Source organism: Actinomadura fulvescens, assembly GCF_039533225.1.
GTDB classification, from domain to species: domain Bacteria; phylum Actinomycetota; class Actinomycetes; order Streptosporangiales; family Streptosporangiaceae; genus Spirillospora; species Spirillospora fulvescens.
In genome coordinates, this window is the sequence record NZ_BAAATD010000003.1 from 49,604 (window position 1) to 65,084 (window position 15,481).

The window sequence follows — 15,481 nt, forward strand, 5'->3', positions numbered from 1 at the left end:
CTGGTCGCCTTACCGGGATTCGGGCTCGCCTCCCGGGGCCGCGTCGAAACGAATCGTCTTCAGCCGGTCGGCGGCGGCGCGGTCCAGCACCGTGACGCCGTCGGCCGGCGGCACGTGCCCGTCGCGGGCGCGCTCCATCAGCGGCCGCCAGCGGCGGACGTGCCGCGCGAACGCCGCCGGCGTCACGATCCGGCCCCGGGCGACCTGGCCGGCCCGCGCGGTGCGCGCGTCCACGTCGAGCAGGATCAGGTGCACCTCGGCGTCGCGCCGCCGCGCCAGCCAGGCGAAGCCGCGCAGGATGTGCGGCCAGGTGCCGCGGGTGTGCGCGACGACGGCGTGACCCCGGAACATCGCCCGGGCGATCCGCCACACATGGCTGGCGTGCACGACAGGGACGCGGAGCCGCTGCGGCACGGGACCCAGGAAGCGCGCCCACCAGTTACGGGACTGGCGTGAGTCGATCACCCGTGCGTCGCCGGAGATCACCGGCAGGGTCTCGTCACCGCGCAGGCCGTACAGCCGGTCGAGCAGGGTGCTCTTCCCCGCGCCGGGCAGCCCGGCGACGAGCACCAGCGATCCGGCCGGATAGCGCAGTTCGGTGAGCTGCGCGGACGTGGCCCTCTCGTTGAGTTCGCGGATTGTCTCTCCTGGTCTAGGCCCCCGAGGTCGGCGGTGCTCAGAAAACGAACGCCCGGCGCCGGTGGTTCCGGCGAGGGAATGCGCCACCGTACCGGAGATCACCGACATCGGCCTCCCAACATGCGGAAAACTCCCCTCCATGACCACCGAAGGCAGGAGCGCGCTGCGGCTCGTTCGCTCCGACCCGCCGTTCCGCCGCCTGTGGACCGCCCGCGCGGTCTCGTTCCTCGGCGACTCGCTCAGCCTGGTGGCCCTGATGGTCCACGTGGCGGACACCACAGGCCAGGCTCTGGCGGTCGCGCTCCTGCTGCTCGTCGGCGACTTCGCGCCCGCCCTGCTCGGCCCGCTGACCGGCGTGGTCGCCGACCGGTTCGAGCTGCGGCGGGTCATGATCGTCTGTGAGGTGGCGCAGGCCGCCCTGATCGCGGTGATCGCGCTCGGGATCACCGTGTTCCCGCTGCCGCTGATCCTCGGCCTGGTCGCGCTGCGGTCGATCGCGGGGCAGATCTTCCAGCCCGCGTCGCGCGCCGTCGTGCCCGCCCTCGTCCCCGACCGCGACCTGGAGGGCGCGAACGCGGCCATCGGCTTCGGCACCAACGGCGGTGAGGCGCTCGGGCCGCTGCTCGCCGCGCTGCTGCTGCCCCTGCTCGACGTGCGCGGCGTCCTGCTGGTCGACGCGGCCACCTTCCTGCTGTCCGCCGTCCTCCTGGTGTTCCTGCCCGCCGCCCGGCCGCCCGCCCCGGACGAGCGCGCGACGATCCTGAACGACGCGATCACCGGCCTCCGGCACATCGCGGCCACTCCGCTCCTGCGCGCCGTCGGCCTCGGCTTCATCGCCGTGGTGGCGTGCAACGGGATCGACGACGTCGCGCTGGTCTTCCTGGCCAAGGACACCTTCGACGGAGGCGACGCGGCCGTCGGCCTGCTCCTGGCAGCCGTCGGGATCGGCCTCTTCGCGGGCTACGCCCTGCTCTCGCGCCCCCGCCTGGCGCTGCCCGCGCTCCTGCTCACCGGCTTCGCGGTGAGCAGCGCGGGAAACCTCCTCACCGGCTTCGCCTGGGCGGTAGGGGCGGCCTTCGTCGTCCAGGCCACCCGCGGCGTCGGCATCGCCGCGATGGACGTCGCCACCAACACCCTCATCCAGCGGAACGTCCCCGCCCACCTGCTCGGCCGCGTCTTCGGCTCGCTCTACGGCGCCATCGGCGTCGCCGCGGCGCTGTCCTACCTCGGCGGCGGGCTCCTGCTGGACCTCACCGGCCCGCGCACCGCGTTCATCGTCGCCGGAACGGGCGGTCTGCTGACCACCCTCGCCACCGCCGCGGCCCTGCGGAATAGGCTCGGACCGATCACGTGAGGAGGGCCGATGCAGGCCGTGATGTACGAGGCGTTCGGTGCGCCTCTCGAAGTTCGCCAGGCGCCCGACCCGGTCGCTCCGGCCGGCGGAGTGGTGATCCGTGTCGAGGCGACCGGTCTGTGCCGCAGCGACTGGCACGGGTGGCAGGGGCACGACGCGGACATCCAGATCTTCCCGCACGTACCGGGCCACGAGCTTGCCGGGACCGTGGCCGAGCTGGGACCGGGCGTCGCCGGATGGAAACCCGGTGCCCGGGTGACCGTCCCGTTCGTGTGCGCGTGCGGGCGCTGCCGGTCGTGCCTGCGCGGTGACCAGCAGGTCTGCGAGAACCAGACGCAGCCGGGTTTCACGCACTGGGGCTCGTTCGCGGACTACGTGGTGATCGAGAACGCCGACGTCAACCTCGTCGGGATGCCGGACGAGATGGAGTTCACGACGGCGGCGGGCCTGGGGTGCCGGTTCGCCACCGCGTTCCGCGCGGTCGTCGCCCAGGGCCGCGTCACGCCGGGGGAGTGGGTCGCCGTGCACGGCTGTGGCGGCGTCGGCCTGTCGGCGGTCATGATCGCGGCGGCACTGGGCGCCCGGGTCATCGCGGTGGACATCGCGGCGGCCGCGCTGACGATGGCCGCCCGCCTCGGCGCCGCCGTGACCCTCGACGCCTCGGAGGAGACGGACGTCCCGGCGGCGATCCACGACCTCACCCGCGGCGGCGTGCAGGTGTCGCTGGACGCCCTGGGCAGCCCGGCGACCGCCCGCGCGTCGATCGCCGGGCTGCGCCGCCGCGGCCGGCACGTCCAGGTGGGCCTGCTGCCCCCGGCCGCCGGGCGCGCCGAACTCCCCATGGAGCTGGTCATCGCCCAGGAACTGGAGATCCTCGGCAGCCACGGGATGGCCGCCCACGCCTACGGGCCGATGATGGAGATGGTGCGGGCGGGCACCCTGCGCCCCGATCTCCTGGTGAGCCGCACCATCGGACTGGACGAGGCCCCCGCCGCCCTGGCCGCGATGAACACCCCCGGCGTCACGATGATCGTCCCCAGCGCCTGACGCCGGGCGTCAACGCCCTTGCACATGCCGCCGACCGCTCGCGCGGGTGGGGTCAGGAGTGCGGGGTGTCTGCGATCGCGTCCTGGGCGATGGTGAAGCGCGCCACGCATTCGTAGAAGGCGAGGGAGGCGTCGACGAAGCCCGCGTTGTTGGCGAGTTTGGCCAGTTGGTGGGCGTGGCGGGCGGCGAGGGAGCGGTCGAGGTGGCGCGGGCTGGCCTGCAGGAGCGCGAGGGCCTCAGGGTGGCCGGTCGCGGCGGCGTCGGTCAGCAGGGACAGGGCGTCCTGGGCGCGGGCGGGGTCGGCCGCCAGCAGGACCGCGACCTGGTAGACCGCGTGCGGGTCGCGGGCCGACGCCTGGAGCAGGAGGATCCGTCCGTAGGGCCCGAACGTGATCGTGTGTTCGTAGGCGGCCTCACTCACCCGGATCGGGCCGGTGAGTCCGTGGTCATCGTCGGGCGGCACGTACAGCGTCGCCGTGGCCGGCAGGGCGTGCGGACCGGGGCGGACGGGCAGGCCGAGCCGCCGCGCCTCGTCCTCGGCCTCGCTCAGGCGCCGCTGCCAGTCGAGCAGGCTGGCGCGGCCCGGGTCCTTCGCCAGGTGGCCGGATTCGAAGCCGAGCCGCTGGCAGCACAGGACGAAGCACGCGAGCCACGCCGGATCCGGCATGGTCTCGCGGCGGCCGTGCAGGTTCTCGCTGAGGGCGCTCTTGGAGAACGTCGTCGTCACGTTCTCCAGATCCGGGTAGAGGCCGGGCAGGCGCGGCGCCAGCTCGATGATCAGCTTGTACCGGGGGCGTCCGCAGTCGGCGTAGAAGCGACGCAGCCTCGCCGCGAACGCGTCCCGCACCGGGTGTGCCGGATATCTCCTCACCACGCAAGGATGCTATGTGAAGCGGTGGGCGTCTGTGGCGAATGACGACGTAGGTCCGTACTCACAGGCCACGGACGATCTCGCGCAGGACGGCGTCGCTTCCCACGTCCGTCAGGGTTTCCTGCCCACCCCGCAGAACTGGTCGATCGGTTCGGGCTCGCCGAACGGTGTGGCCTCGGGCCGCCACAGCGTGCAGGAGACGATGCCGGGCTCGACCAGCTCCAGCCGGTCGAAGAACCGCGCCAGCTCGGCCGGGCCGCGATGCTTGCCCGGCGGCTTGCCGAACCGGTTCCACTGCCTGATGGCCTCGGCCATCCTCTCCCCGGTGACCTCGATCGTGGGGTGCGCGATGGCCAGGTAGCTGCCCGCCGGAACCTCGTCGAGCAGCCGGTCGACGATGGACTGCGCCTCCGCGTCGTCCATGACGTGCCACAGCACGCCCAGCATCGTGATCGCGACCGGCCGGCCGAAGTCGAGGGTCGCCGCCGCCCCCTCCAGGATCGTGTCGGGATCGTGCATGTCCGCGTCGAGGTAGTCCGTCGCTCCCTCCGGGGTGCTGGTGAGCAGGGCCCGGGCGTGGGTGAGGACCAGCGGGTCGTTGTCGACGTAGACGATCCGTGACTCGGGCGCCACCCGCTGGGCCACGGTGTGGGTGTTGTCGACGGTCGGCAACCCCGTCCCGATGTCGAGGTACTGGCGGATGCCCGCCTCTCCCAGGAAGCGCACGGCCCTGCTCAGGAACGCCCGGTCGGCGCGGGCCTGCGTGACGATGTCGGGCAGGACCTTCTCGATTTGATCGCCGAGCTCGCGGTCGACCGGATAGTTCTCTTTCCCGCCCAGCCAGTAATCCCAGATGCGCGCGGAATGCGACACGGTCGTGTCGATCTCCGCCGCCGGCCGAAACTCCGAAGCCCCGGTCACGAGCCACCTCCACAGATACCTTTCCGCCAACCTAACCCCGGTGGCATCTGCTCACGTTCCGGTCAGCGCGACAGCGCGACGATTCCTTTTCGCGCATCTCGCAAGTCACGAGATATGCCCACAAACGTTCCATCGGTGCTCAGCGGTGGCGAACGCCCGACCGGAGAACGCGGCGGCCGTTCCTCCGGCTCGTGAGGTAGCCAGAACCTTCCCGAACGGCCACCGCTCTCAGGCTCCGCACGTCTTCGGCGCGACGGGATGGTGGTCGGCTTCGGCTACTCAGCCGGGTGAGCGGGTGCTGCCGCCGGGCGGGCACCTGCTCGTCGAGGTCCCCGATCCGGAGTGGATCATCGGCAGGCTCGCCGGGCGCTGGTGGCACGCGTGGTTCCAGCCGCAGCACCTGCACTTCGTCCCGGTCGGCAACCTCGTCGCCGCGCTGGCGGACCGCGGCCTGGAGACCGTCGCCGTCGAACGCGGGCGGGCGCACCAGCCGGTGGACCTCCTCATGATCGTGATGATGCTCGCGCACCGGGTCGTTCCCGATCCCGCCAAGCCGTGGCGGACGGAGCGGCACGCCCGGCTGAGACGCGCACTGCGCACGGGCGTCTATCTGGCCGCGGGTCCCGCCATGTTCGCGGCGGCCTCGGCGGACCAGCTGCTGGCTCCGCTGATCAAGCGCGGGCCGCGGTCCAACACCTACCGGGTGCTGGCCCGGCGGACGGCCGGTGAGGCGGCGGCTGCGCCGCCGTGGCCAGAGGTGGGCTGACCAGCAAGAACGGTCAGGTTTGCCCAAAGGGCACCGGGCGTGCGAGCAATCACTGTCGATATGCCTGTTCGGTCGGCGTGGTCCGGCGTTCCACCTGCGGCGGGCCGTGGTCGTGAGGGTATGGCAGGCCATTGACCTGCGGGTTAGCGCTGCTCAAACTAAAAGGAAACCTTTCTGTTTGTTGCTGGCGCTCGTCCGCCGCGCTCTCCCCGCCACCGATCCCCTCACCCCGGAACAGGGCTCCCCATGCGCCGATCGGTCAGTATCCTCCTCGCCCTCCTGCTCGCCGCCGCCGCGCTCGCGGCCCCCGGCACCGCCGCCCGCGCCGCCGACCGGCTGATCGCCACGTTCAGCCTGTCCGGCACCACCGGCAAGTTCGTGGTCAAGAATCCCGGCACCGCCGCCGCCACAGGATGGTCCATCGCCTTCGAGCTGCCCTCCGGAGTGACCGCGAGCAACCCCCAGAACGCCGCGCTCAGCCAGAACGGCACGCGGGTGACGCTCACCCCGGCCCACTACATCAACACCATCCAGGCGGGCCGGGACACCGAGCCCTACAGCCCGACGTTCGCCCTCAGCTCCGCCGCGCAGCCGACCACCTGCCTGGTCAACGGCGCGAACTGCGACGGCACCGGCGATCCGCCGGCGCCGTCCGCCGGGGTCACCGCCGGCTACTCCGTCAGCGGCACCCGTGCGAAGTTCGTCGTGGCCAACAACACCGCGACCGCGCTGAACGGCTGGACGATCGTGTTCGACCTCCCCGCCGGGGTGACCGCGAGCGCCGCCGACAACGGGTCACTCAGCCAGAACGGCCGTACGGTCACGCTGACCCCGGCGCACTACAACTCCACGGTCAGGGCGAACTCGACCACCGAGCCCTACAGCCCCACCTTCAGCGTCAGCACGTCCGGGGCCGAGCCGGTGAACTGCCGGATCAACGACGTCAACTGCGACGGGACGGCCGACCGGCCACCGGGCGCTCCCGGCAACCTGCGCTCGCCGGTCAAGACCACCAAGACCGCGTCGCTCGCCTGGGACGCGGCGGCGCCCGGGAGCCTGCCCATCACCGGGTACGAGATCTACAACGGCTCGGCGCACGCCGCGTCGGTGACCGGCACGAGCGCCGTCGTCACCGGGCTCACGCCCGACACCGAGTACACGTTCACGGTGAAGGCCAAGGACCGCAAGGGAGCGCTCTCGGCCGCCAGCGCTCCGCTGAAGGTGCGGACGAACAACCCGGCGGACGACTCGACGCCGCCCAGCGTCCCCGGTGACCTGCGCAGCACCGCGAAGACGTCGTCGACCGTGACGCTCGCCTGGAACGCCTCCACCGACAACAAGGGCGTCGCCAACTACGACGTGCTGGCCGACGGCGCCGTGGCGACGACGGTCACCGGCACGACGGCGACGGTCACGGGCCTGTCGCCGTCCACCGCCTACACGTTCACCGTCAGGGCCCGCGACCTGTACGACAACGTCTCGGCGGCGAGCACCGCGCTGAAGGTGACCACCGGCGACATCGAGGCCGGGCATGCCCGCGTCGGCTACTTCGTGCAGTGGGGCATCTACGGCCGCCAGTACTTCGTGCGCAACCTCGACACGACCGGCAACGCCGCCAAGCTGACGCACATCAACTACGCGTTCGGCAACATCGACCCCGTCAACCTGACCTGCCTGCAGGGCGTCACCAAGGGCACCACGCCCAACCCGCAGGACCCCAACCAGGGAGACGGCGCCGGGGACGCCGAGGCCGACTACGGCAGGCCGTTCAGCGCGGCCCAGTCCGTGGACGGCGTCGCCGACACCGGCTGGGAGAAGCTGCGCGGCAACTTCAACCAGCTGAAGAAGCTCAAGGCCAAGCACCCCCATCTGAAGGTGCTGATCTCGCTCGGCGGCTGGACGTACTCCAAGTACTTCTCCGACGTCGCCGCCACCGACGCCGCCCGCAAGAAGTTCGTGTCGTCCTGCCTCGACATCTACATCAAGGGCAACCTGCCGGTGTACAACGGCGCGGGCGGCCCCGGCACCGGTGCGGGGATCTTCGACGGCATCGATCTCGACTGGGAGTGGCCGGGCGCCGAGGGGCACGCGGGCAACCACGTCAGCCCCAACGACAAGGCCAACAACACCCTCCTGGTCGCCGAGTTCCGCCGCCAGCTCGACGAGCTCGGCGCGCAGACCGGCAAGCGCTATCAGCTGACGGCGTTCACCCCCGCCGACCCCGCCAAGATCGAGGCCGGCTGGGACCTGCCGCAGATCAACAAGCACATGGACATCTTCAACGTGCAGGGGTACGACTTCCACGGCGCCGGCAGCGACAACTCCTGGGAGCCCAACCGCACCGGCCACCAGGGCAACCTCCACACCGACACCGACGATCCCTACCCGTTCCACTTCAGTGTCGAGAACGCGGTGGACGTCTATCTCAAGGCCGGGGTCAGCCCACGCAAGATCACCATCGGGCTGGCGTACTACGGCCGTGGCTGGCAGGGCGTGACCGACGGCGGCAAGCGCGGCGAATGGCAGGCAGCCAAGGGCGCCGCTCCGGGACAGTTCCAGGAGGAGGCCGGAACGCGCGGCTACAGCAACCTGATATCGAGCGTGCCGAACTGCACCATCAGCCATGACGAACAGGCCATCGCGACGTCCTGCTTCACCGGTGACGGCGGTCAGTGGTGGACGTTCGACGACGCCTGGTCGATCGGGAAGAAGACCGCCTGGCTGAAGAGCAAGAACCTGCTCGGCGCCATGATCTGGGAGATGTCGGGCGACCCCGGCGTCCTCACCAGGGCGCTGCACGACGGCCTCGGAACGAGAGTGACCGCCACTCGCTGACCGTGCCCGGGCGGGCCCGGTCCTCCGTGCGAACCGTACGGAGGGCCGGGCCCGCTTTCGCGTTCACGCTTCGCACCAGTGGCGGGCGAGGACGCGGGCATAAGTGCGGAAAAACGGCGATGGACGGCCTGAATATTCAGCCGAAACGGCGGAGTCGGGGAAGATTGCTTGAGTGACATGTTTATAACCATTTCAATAGGTATCGCAGTGTGAAGTGTCGATCTAGCGTGTTCCCTTGATTGCCGGAACCGATCTCTGGGCGTGGACTGGGCGTGTGCGCAGTCAATTACGGAATGGAGTGTGTGCATTTCCCGGGCCACTGCCGACGACGTCAACGGCATGGGCGTACCGCTGATCTCCTCGAAGAAAGGTCACCCCCATGCCTGAGCGAATCCTCGTCATCGGCGGCGGGCCCGCCGGGAGCACGGCCGCGGCACTGCTCGCCCGCGCCGGCCACGACGTGCTCCTCCTGGAACGCTCCGTCTTTCCCCGCTACCACATCGGGGAGTCCCTGTTGCTGTCCTGCGTGCCGGTGCTTCACGTGTCCGGCGCCTACGAACGTGTGTCCCGGCACGGCTTCCAGGTCAAGCGGGGCAGCGTCTTCCGGTGGGGCACCGACGAGTGGGTCATCGACTGGCCGGCGATGGTGCACCCGGACGCGCACTCCTGGCAGGTCCATCGGGCGGAGTTCGACCACGAGCTGCTGCGCAACGCGGCCGACCAGGGCGCGAAGATCGTCGAGGGCGCCACCGTCAAGAAGATCATCTTCGCGGGCGGGCGGGCCGTCGCCGCCGAATGGGCGCACCGCGACGACCCGGAGGACGTTCGCGTCGCCGAGTTCGACTTCCTGGTGGACGCCTCAGGCCGGACCGGCGTCCTGACCAAGGGGCACTTCGCCAACCGGCGGCGGCACGACGTCTTCCAGAACGTCGCCGCCTGGGCGTACTGGACGGGTGCCGAGCTCCTGCCGGGATCGCCGGAGGGCTCGGTCAACTCGATCTCGACGGACGGCGGCTGGTTCTGGGCGATCCCGCTCGCGGGAGGCCAGCTGAGCCTCGGACACGTCACCCACAAGGACATCTTCGCCGAGGAGCGTCCCAGGTTCGCCTCGCTGGAGGAGTACTACCTGCATCAGGTCCAATCCTGCGAAACGCTCGGGCCGATGCTGCGGAACGCCCGCCGGGTCGGCGACGTCCGCGCCGAGCAGGACTACTCCTACGTGGCCGACTCGTTCAGCGGTCCGGGCTACATCGCGATCGGCGACGCCGCGTGCTTCCTGGACCCGCTGCTGTCCACCGGGGTGCACCTCGCGCTCTACAGCGCGCTCACCGGCGCGGCGGCGATCAACTCGGCGCTGAACGGCGGGCTGTCGGAACAGGAGGCGCTGGCCTTCTTCGAGTACGCCTACCGGCGGGCCTACGCGCGGCTCATCACCCTTGTCTCGCATCTGTACCAGCGCTACGACGGCAAGGACTCCTACTTCTGGCAGGCGCAGCGGCTGCACCTGACCGAGCACGACGACCGGCCGCCGATCCACTCGTTCATGGAGATCACCGCGGGCACCACCGACCTGCGGGAAGTCGCCGACGCGAGCACACGGATCATGACCGACGCGCTGATCGTCGAAGCCGACCAGGCGCAGCGGACCGCCGGAGAGCACCGCGTGTCAGGCACCCTCGGCGTCGACATGCGGCCGCTGCGGGACCTGTGGGCCGACCCGTCCGACCCGAGCCGGCTCGCCGCCGAACTGGACGGCGTCTACGTCACCACCGACCCGGTCCTGGGGCTCGCCCGCGCCGCGAGGACGTGACTTCGACTCACCAGCCCCGGTTGTGCCATTCGGGGAGGGAGGGGCGTTCGCGGCCCAGGGTGCTGTCCTTGCCGTGGCCCGGATAGAACCACGTGCTGTCGGGAAGGCGGTCGAAGACCCGCTCCTCGACGTCGCTCAGGAGCTGCTTGAAGCGGGTCGGGTCGCCCCAGGTGTTGCCCACGCCGCCCGGGAAGAGGCTGTCGCCGGTGAAGAGGTGGGGGCGTTCGCCCCCGGCGTCGTACAGCAGGGCGATCGAGCCGGGGGTGTGGCCGCGCAGGTGCACGACCTCTAGGACGGCCTCGCCGACCTGGACCGTGTCGCCGTTGTCGACGGGTTCGGTGACGGGTTCGGGGAGGGGCTCGGCGTCGAAGGGGTGGGCGACGACCGGGGCGCCGGTCGCCTGGACGACGTCGCTCAGCGCCATCCAGTGGTCCTGGTGGCGGTGGGTGGTGACGACGCGGCTGAGCGGGCCGTCGCCGATCAGTTCAAGGAGGCGGGCGGGCTCGTTGGCGGCGTCGATCAGGAGCTGGTCGCCGGTCGCGGCGCAGCGGAGCAGGTAGGCGTTGTTGTCGTACGGGCCGACGGCGACCTTGGTGATCGTGAGGCCGGGCAGCTCCCGGACATCGGGCTTCCCTCCGACCTCGACATAGCCGGTGTAGCTCATGTGTCCTCCTCGGTGGTGCGCGCCCACCCATCCTCCCCCATCCGGTGGAGGGGACCACGGAATTGAGTCACCAGACTCAGCGCAAGCGTGCCGTACCGGATGGTTCCTGACGGATTCTTGACGGACGATCGTTCGTGGAAGGTCAGGTCGAGAGGACGGTGACGCGGTGGTGACGAGGACTTCCCCGGTCGGCCCTCCGCGTGGGGACGACGCCCCTGACGAACTGCTGCGGCAGGCCTGTGCGCTGGTCCGGCTGTGCGGACAGGACGGGCTCATCGCGGCGGTGCTGCTGGCGCTCGTGCTCGCGGGAGTGGCCGCGCAGCTCGCCGCGGTCAGGCCCGGCGTCGTTCAGCTGGTGCTGCTGGGCGTGCTGGCGGTCGCCTACACCGTATCGGCCGGCTTCGTGGTGCGGTCGCGGATGACGCTGGTGGCGGCGCTCAGCACCGCCCGGGGCAACACGGGGTCGCCGCTCGACCCGGCCGTGCCGTGGCGGCCGTTCGCGCTGGACGCGGCACTGGACGTCCGGGTGCGCGACGGGGAGCTGCGGCGGCTGCTGGCGGCGGCGCACCGCTGTTCGGAGCTGTCCTGGCGCGCGGTGGTGTGGGGGATGGTGACGGCCGTGGCGTTCATCGTCTGGACGATGGCGATGGTGGCGTTGTGATCGACGACGATGTCAGGCCGGGCAGCTTCTGGGATCGGCTCGCGGCCACCGACCGGCAGGCGCTGCGCGCGATGGGCCGGCGCTCGGAGATCCCGAAGGGCGGGATGGTGTGCCACCAGGGTGTGGTGGCGCCCGGCGTCTTCGTGATGTTCAAGGCGAACGCGCGGACCGTGTCCAACGCGGTGGCCAAGGAGTTCGTCGACTCCAGCGAGGGCGACGAGTCCATCATCGATCTCTTCGGTCCCGGGGACCTGGTCGGCGCGCTGGCGCCCTGGGGGCATCCGCAGCGCGGGACGGTGGCCGCGCTCGACCAGATCGCCGTGCTGCGCATCGACCGGCGGCAGTTCGCCAGCCTGCTCGCGGCCAATCCACAGGTAGCCGACGCGATGATGCACACCATCGCGGAGGCCGACGCCTACGGCGGGCGCCGCCATGCGGTACGGGCGGCCGAACATCCGCAGCGTCTGGCGTACCACCTGCTGGAGCTGGCGCATCGGTTCGGCGTGCGGACCGCGCACGGCGTCCAGATCCCGCTGCGTCTCAGCCAGGCCGATCTGGCCAACTGGGCGGGCATCTCCCGCGAGACCCTGGTGCGCTGGTTCCGGGTCTGGCGTTCCAAGGGCATCCTCGACACCCGCAGCCGCCCGCTCACCGTGCTCGCCCCGGAGGCGCTGCGGCGGGCGGCCAGCCCCTGGGGAGACGAGTGGCCCGCGGAGACGCGGACGGCGGAACCGGTGCCCGTCGCGCCGGTGGAGGAGGCGATGAGCATCAGGATCGCCACCCGTTCGTCCGTACGGCTCGAGTCGCCGGAAGGCGGCCCGCCCGTCCTGAGGCTCCCACCCGACAACCCGTACTTCGCCGGCCGTGAGGTCAGTCTGGACAAGCTCGATCTGCTGGTGTCCCAGGCCGAGATGCCGCGGGCAGTGATCGTCCAGGGCATGGCGGGGGTGGGGAAGACCACGCTCGCGCTGCACTGGGCGCACCGGGTCGCCGTGCGTTTCCCGGACGGTGTGATCTTCGTCGACCTGCGGGGGACGACCCGTTCTCCCGTCACCGCGGGCGAGGCGATGGGGCAGGTACTGCGCGGCATGGGAGTGCCCGGCGACCAGCTGCCCCGGACCGAGAGCGGGATGCACGCGCAGTGCAGGTCGGTGCTGGCCGACCGGCGGGTGCTCCTCGTCCTGGACAACGCGGCGGGGGCCGAGCAGGTCCGGCCGCTGCTGGGCGCCATGGGGCCCGGGCTGGCCGTGGTGACCAGCCGCCGGCAGCTGCCGGACCTGCTCGACGGCGCCGACGTCCGGACGCTGGAGTTGCGGGAGATGATGCCGCGGGAGGCGGTCGCGCTCTTGGCCGCCGTCCTCGGCCCGGGCGACCGGCGCGTCCGCGACGAGGAGAAGGCGGCGGTACGGCTCGCGGGGGAGTGCGGCTTCCTGCCGCTCGCCCTCGGCATCATGGCGGGCCGGCTCGCCGAGAATCCCGAGGAGTCGATCGCCGACGCCGTCCGGGAGCTGGCCGACCGCGACGGCCCGGAACCGGCGCCGTACGGGCCCGGGCTCGCCGGCGGCGGCATGCCGGCGACCGGCGGCCTGCACGGTGTGCTGAGCCCGACGTTCGACGTCGCCTACCGGGCGCTGCGCCGCGACCAGCGGGAGGCGTTCCGCAGGCTGGGACTCGTCCCCGGCCCCGACTTCACGCCGACCGCGCTGGCCGCGCTGCTGGACCGTCCGGTCGCGGAGGCACGTGAGCTGCTCGACGGGTTGTGCCAGGCCTACCTCGTGCAGGACGTGGCGTCCGGCAGGTTCCGCATGCACGACCTGCTGCGCGACTTCGCCCGTGAACGCGGTCTCAGCGAGGACGACGACAACGACCGGCTCGCGGCGCAACGGCGGCTGCTGGGCGGATATCTCGCGGAGGCGCGCGAGGCGGGGCAGGCGCTGGGACGAGGCGGCCGTCCTGTGCTCGAGGGCGCGGAGGAGCCGGCGTCGCCGCCGGACCCGGCCGCCCGGGCGCGGAGCCTCGCGTGGTTCGAGGCCGAACGGCGCAACCTGGTCGCCGCCGTGCATCTCGCGGCCCAGCACGGACTGCACCGTACGTGCTGGGAGCTGGCCGACTCGCTGTTCGACTTCCAGGAGTTCCGGCGCTACAGCGAGGACAACATCACCGTTCACGACGCGGGGCTGCGCGCCGCACGGACGGAGGAGGACTGGGCCGCCGCGGCCGTCATGCTGCACAACCTCGCCGTCGCCCACTCCGACCTCGGCCGGCCCGTCCAGGCCATCGGATACTGCGAGGACGCCAAGCGCGGATTCCGTTCCGCCGATCCGCCCGACCGCCGGGGGGAGGCGCTGGCGCTGGCCACCCTCGCCGACGTGCACTGTGCGCTCGGCCGCTACATGACGGCGATCGAACGGGCGCGGCAGTCACTGGCCATCCACGAGTCCCTCAACGACAGCAGTGGCGTCGCAAGAGGACACGAGACGCTCGCCAGGAGCTTCCTCCTCCTCGCCGACTACGGGGCATGCCTGGAGAACGCGGGCAAGGCGCTGGAGATACGCCGCCGGATCGGAGACATGACAGGAGTGGCCGAGACGTTGCTCACCCTCGCACGGGTGCACCGGCGGCGCGGCTCCATCGACGCGGCGGTCTCCCACGCCCTTGAGGCCCTCTTCATCCGGCAGGAGCTCGCCGACCGGCACGGTGAGGCGCAGGCCCTCACCGAGCTGGCGCGCGTGTACGCCTCGCTCGGCCTGCGCGAGCTGGCACAGCAGGACGCCGAGAAGGCACTGGAGAGTTATCGGGCCCTCGGAGCCCGCCAAGGCGAGGCCCGCGCCCTCACCACGCTGGCACGGCTGACGTGCGACGCCGCCCGCTTCGCCGAGGCGTTCACCTATTGCGGCGAGGCGCTGCGCCTGCACCGGGAGATAGGAGACCGGCACGGCGAGGCGGAAGCCCTCGCGCAGGTCGGCATCGTGCACTGGCGCCTCGGCCGCTACCGCGAGGCCCGCGAACAGCTCGCCCGCGCGCTGGAGATCCGGCGCGAGATCGGTGACCTGCACGGCGAGGCCCATGACCTGGAGCACCTGTCGATGGTGATGCGGCGCCTCAACCGCTACCAGGAGGCGTTCGTGCTCGGCCTGGAGGCGCTGGACCTGTGGCACCGGCTGGGCGCCCAGGACGGCCTGGCGGGCACGCTCGGCAGCGTCGCCCGCACCTATCTGTGCCTGGGCCTGCACGAGGAGGCCGAACGGGCCGCCACGCAGGCCCTGGAGATCCGCCGCGACATCGGCGACCGGTACGGGCTCGGCACCGGCCTGGACACCTACGCCCTCGTTCTGCGCCGCAGCGGCCGCCTCGACGAGGCGCTGCGGACCGAGCTGGAGGCGCTGCGCGTCCTCGGTGAGGTCGGCGACCAGCACAGCGAGGGCACCGCGCTGGTCCACCTGGCGGCGATCTACCTCGACCTCGACCGGACCGACGAGGCGCTCGCCACCGGCAAGGAGGCGCTCGACCTGGCCACCAGGCTCGGCGACGCCCGGGAGCAGGCGTACTCCATGCACACGATGGGCCGCGCCTGCCAGCGCCAGGGCCACCATCCGGAGGCGGCCGGGCACTTCGCCGCCGAGATCGTCATCCGCCGCGAGGTGGGCGACCACAGCGGCCAGCGGACCGCGCTCGAAAAGCTGCGCGAGTCGTACGTGGCGCTCGGCGACGAGACCGCCGCCGCCGACTGCGTCCGCCGGATGCGCGCCATCGACCTGTGGCTGGACTCCGAGGGCGGCGAGGAGGTTCCCGAGGCAGAATGATCTTCAAGGTCCAGTGACCACGCGGGCGCGGGCCGCGGTGATACCGACGGCCGGCCGCACGTGTGTCGTCGTACGCAGATCGTCGTCGCTCTGCCGCGTTCACTGGAAGA

Annotated in this window: 11 protein-coding genes; 7 read left to right on the forward strand and 4 right to left on the reverse strand. The window is 71.5% G+C overall.

Translation table 11 applies throughout. From position 1 onward, the window contains the following. Positions 1–9: 9 nt before the first annotated feature. Positions 10–747 (reverse strand): AAA family ATPase, encoded by a 738-nt coding sequence (locus ABD333_RS12190; protein ID WP_344540557.1) that lies wholly within the window; start codon positions 745–747, stop codon positions 10–12. Between the two features lie 31 nt (positions 748–778). On the opposite strand from ABD333_RS12190, the gene ABD333_RS12195 reads away from it, so the two are divergent. Beyond that, a complete protein-coding gene (locus ABD333_RS12195) occupies positions 779–1,993 on the forward strand; it encodes an MFS transporter (protein WP_344540558.1) in 1,215 nt (404 codons plus the stop codon). A gap of 9 nt (positions 1,994–2,002) precedes the next feature. Further along, a complete protein-coding gene (locus tag ABD333_RS12200) occupies positions 2,003–3,040 on the forward strand; it encodes a zinc-dependent alcohol dehydrogenase family protein (RefSeq protein WP_344540560.1) in 1,038 nt (345 codons plus the stop codon). A 52-nt stretch (positions 3,041–3,092) separates the two neighbouring features. On the opposite strand, the gene ABD333_RS12205 is transcribed toward ABD333_RS12200, so the two are convergent. Together ABD333_RS12205 and ABD333_RS12210 are read right to left on the reverse strand one after the other, a co-directional pair. Next, positions 3,093–3,914: a hypothetical protein gene (locus tag ABD333_RS12205; protein ID WP_344540562.1), complete on the reverse strand. Its 822-nt coding sequence runs from the start codon at positions 3,912–3,914 to the stop codon at positions 3,093–3,095. 108 nt (positions 3,915–4,022) lie between these two features. Beyond that, positions 4,023–4,832, reverse strand: coding sequence for an SAM-dependent methyltransferase (locus ABD333_RS12210; RefSeq protein WP_344540564.1), 810 nt, complete (start codon positions 4,830–4,832; stop codon positions 4,023–4,025). Positions 4,833–4,977: 145 nt separating this feature from the next. Between ABD333_RS12210 and ABD333_RS12215 the strand changes: the two genes are divergently transcribed. The 3 genes from ABD333_RS12215 to ABD333_RS12225 all read left to right on the forward strand — a co-directional run bounded on the left by ABD333_RS12215 (position 4,978) and on the right by ABD333_RS12225 (position 10,243). Then, a complete protein-coding gene (locus tag ABD333_RS12215; protein WP_344540566.1) occupies positions 4,978–5,598 on the forward strand; it encodes a methyltransferase domain-containing protein in 621 nt (206 codons plus the stop codon). 246 nt (positions 5,599–5,844) lie between these two features. Then, complete coding sequence (locus tag ABD333_RS12220) at positions 5,845–8,433, forward strand: glycosyl hydrolase family 18 protein (RefSeq protein ID WP_344540567.1); 2,589 nt, start codon at positions 5,845–5,847, stop codon at positions 8,431–8,433. Between the two features lie 379 nt (positions 8,434–8,812). Next, a complete protein-coding gene (locus tag ABD333_RS12225; protein ID WP_344540568.1) occupies positions 8,813–10,243 on the forward strand; it encodes an NAD(P)/FAD-dependent oxidoreductase in 1,431 nt (476 codons plus the stop codon). A 7-nt stretch (positions 10,244–10,250) separates the two neighbouring features. Here the strand turns inward: ABD333_RS12225 and ABD333_RS12230 are convergent, their stop codons facing one another. Next, positions 10,251–10,907: an MBL fold metallo-hydrolase gene (locus tag ABD333_RS12230; RefSeq protein ID WP_344540569.1), complete on the reverse strand. Its 657-nt coding sequence runs from the start codon at positions 10,905–10,907 to the stop codon at positions 10,251–10,253. 169 nt (positions 10,908–11,076) lie between these two features. Between ABD333_RS12230 and ABD333_RS12235 the strand changes: the two genes are divergently transcribed. Then, positions 11,077–11,568 (forward strand): hypothetical protein, encoded by a 492-nt coding sequence (locus ABD333_RS12235; RefSeq protein WP_344540570.1) that lies wholly within the window; start codon positions 11,077–11,079, stop codon positions 11,566–11,568. Further along, positions 11,565–15,371 (forward strand): tetratricopeptide repeat protein, encoded by a 3,807-nt coding sequence (locus ABD333_RS12240; RefSeq protein WP_344540571.1) that lies wholly within the window; start codon positions 11,565–11,567, stop codon positions 15,369–15,371. The genes ABD333_RS12235 and ABD333_RS12240 overlap by 4 nt, the downstream gene beginning before the upstream one ends. The last annotated feature ends 110 nt before the right edge of the window (positions 15,372–15,481 follow it).

Bases quoted from the DNA above. Each gene is read 5' to 3' on its own strand.
- ABD333_RS12190 (WP_344540557.1), bottom strand. From the start codon at position 747: ATGTCGGTGATCTCCGGTACGGTGGCGCATTCCCTCGCCGGAACCACC.
- ABD333_RS12195 (WP_344540558.1), top strand. From the start codon at position 779: ATGACCACCGAAGGCAGGAGCGCGCTGCGGCTCGTTCGCTCCGACCCG.
- ABD333_RS12200 (WP_344540560.1), top strand. From the start codon at position 2,003: ATGCAGGCCGTGATGTACGAGGCGTTCGGTGCGCCTCTCGAAGTTCGC.
- ABD333_RS12220 (WP_344540567.1), top strand. From the start codon at position 5,845: ATGCGCCGATCGGTCAGTATCCTCCTCGCCCTCCTGCTCGCCGCCGCC.
- ABD333_RS12225 (WP_344540568.1), top strand. From the start codon at position 8,813: ATGCCTGAGCGAATCCTCGTCATCGGCGGCGGGCCCGCCGGGAGCACG.
- ABD333_RS12230 (WP_344540569.1), bottom strand. From the start codon at position 10,907: ATGAGCTACACCGGCTATGTCGAGGTCGGAGGGAAGCCCGATGTCCGG.